Genomic DNA, 1,878 nt, shown 5'->3' with positions numbered 1-1,878 from the left:
CAGCTTCGGGTTGAGCACCAGCGCCCGGCCGAAGGCCAGCATCTGCTGCTCGCCGCCACTGAGCTGCGTCCCGAGGTTCCTCTTGCGCTCCGCCAGCCGCGGGAAGAGCTCGTACACCCTTGCCGGCGTCCACGCCCCGGTCCGGGCCACGGCCGTCAGGTTCTCGTCCACCGTCAGCGACTTGAAGATGTTGCGCTCCTGCGGCACCCAGCCGATGCCGGCCGCGGCGCGCGCATAGGGCGGCAGGTGCTGGATCTCCTGGCCTGCCAGCCGGATCGTGCCGGTATGCCTGCGCGTGGCACCCACCAGGGTGTCGATCAAGGTCGTCTTGCCGGTGCCGTTGCGGCCGAGGAGCGCCAGCGAGCGTCCGGCCTTCAAGCTGAAGCTGACCTCGCTGAGCACGATGGCCTCGCCGTAGCCGCAGCTCAGGCTCGTCACTTCCAGGGTGTCAGCCATGGGTCTGCTCTCCCAGATAAACGGCCTTGACCCGCGGATCCGCCGCGATCTGCTCGGGCGTGCCCTCGGTCAGCACCGTGCCGTTGACCAGCACCGTCATGCTCTTGGCGAAGCTGAAGACCAGATCCATGTCGTGCTCGATCAGCACGACCGAGACGTCCTCGGGCAGCGCCGCCACCGTGTCCAGGATGTCCTGCCGCTCGCTGGCCGGGACACCGGCCGCCGGCTCGTCCAGCAGCAGCACGCTGGGCTTGAGCGCCACGGCCAGGCCGATCTCCAGCAGCCGCCGCTTGCCGTAGGGCAGCTCGCGGGTGCGGCGGTCGGCGTGCGCTTCCAGCCGGAACTGGGTCAAGAGGGTTTCGACTTCCTCGGTGATGGTCGTGTCGCTGCCCATCGGCTGCCACCAGCGCCGCGCCGCATCGCGCCGACTGCTGACGGCCAGGGCCAGGCTCTGCATCGGGGTCAGCTCGCCGAACAGCTGGTTGATCTGGAAGGTGCGCGCCAGGCCCAGAGCGACGCGCTTGTGCGGGGCCAGGCCTGTGATGTCGCGTCCGCCGAGCAGCACTTGGCCTTCGGTGGGGGCGGAGACGCCGGTGAGCTGGTTGATCAGGGTGGTCTTGCCAGCACCGTTGGGGCCGATCAGCGCGTGGCGCGCCCCGCGGCGCAGGGTCAGCGAGACGTCGTTGGTGGCGGTGATGCCGCCGAAGCGCTTGACCAGGTGCTTGGTCTCGAGGACGACGTCGTTGGTGTTCGGGTTCATGCCTGCCTCCGGAACCAGCGCCGTGGGCTGAGCAGCCGCTCGCGGCCGACCAGCATCAGCACGACCAGGATCAGGCCGATCCAGAAGGTCCAGTACTGCGGGGTGATGGCGGAGAGCAGGTCGTGCAGGACCTTGAAGGCGATGGCGCCGACAAGTCCTCCCCACAGCCAACCGGTGCCGCCGATGATCAGGGCGGTCATCACATCGGCGCTGCGGTGGAACTCCAGCACGTCCAGCGAGGCGAAGCCGGTGGTTTGCGCCAGCAGCGCGCCAGCCGCTCCCGCCAGCGCGGCGCCGAGGGTGTAGACGGCGGCCAGGCGGCCGGTGACGGACAGGCCCAGGGCCATCACGCGCAGCCGGTTGTCGCGCAACGCCTGCAGCGAGACCCCCAGCGGGGAGCGCACGAGGCGGCGCAGCAGCAGGAAAGCGAGGAAGAGCACGGCCAGTGAGTAGAAGGAGGCGACGCGGGCGCCGAGGTCGAACTCGAAGTGGCCCAGCAGCGGGCCGATGAGGACGCCCTGCAGGCCGTCGGCACCGCCGGTGAGGTCGTCGAACTTGTTGGCCAGTTCCAGCAGCACGAGGGCGACACCCATGGTGACCATCAGCCGGGTGAGGTCGGTGCCGCGCACGATCATGGGGCTGGTGAGCGCGCCCAGCAGGCC

General features: G+C 69.8%; 3 protein-coding genes. All 3 read right to left on the bottom strand.

Annotation, left to right across the window (positions count from 1 at the left end):
- On the bottom strand, positions 1 to 456 hold a 456-nt coding region (locus tag SNE35_RS32015), incomplete at its 3' end, for an ABC transporter ATP-binding protein (RefSeq protein WP_320427130.1).
- The gene (locus SNE35_RS32010; RefSeq protein WP_320427129.1) at positions 449 to 1,216 is read right to left on the bottom strand and encodes an ABC transporter ATP-binding protein; all 768 of its coding nucleotides are present in this window, start codon (positions 1,214 to 1,216) and stop codon (positions 449 to 451) included. The genes SNE35_RS32010 and SNE35_RS32015, both read right to left, overlap by 8 nt.
- The coding region (locus SNE35_RS32005) for an ABC transporter permease subunit (RefSeq protein WP_320427128.1) at positions 1,213 to 1,878 on the bottom strand (666 nt) is incomplete at its 5' end. The genes SNE35_RS32005 and SNE35_RS32010, both read right to left, overlap by 4 nt.

It is taken from the genome of Roseateles agri, assembly GCF_034043675.1.
Taxonomy (GTDB): Bacteria; Pseudomonadota; Gammaproteobacteria; order Burkholderiales; family Burkholderiaceae_C; genus KK5.
The sequence above is the reverse complement of the archived record's forward strand: the minus strand, read 5'-3'. Positions and strand labels throughout refer to the sequence as shown.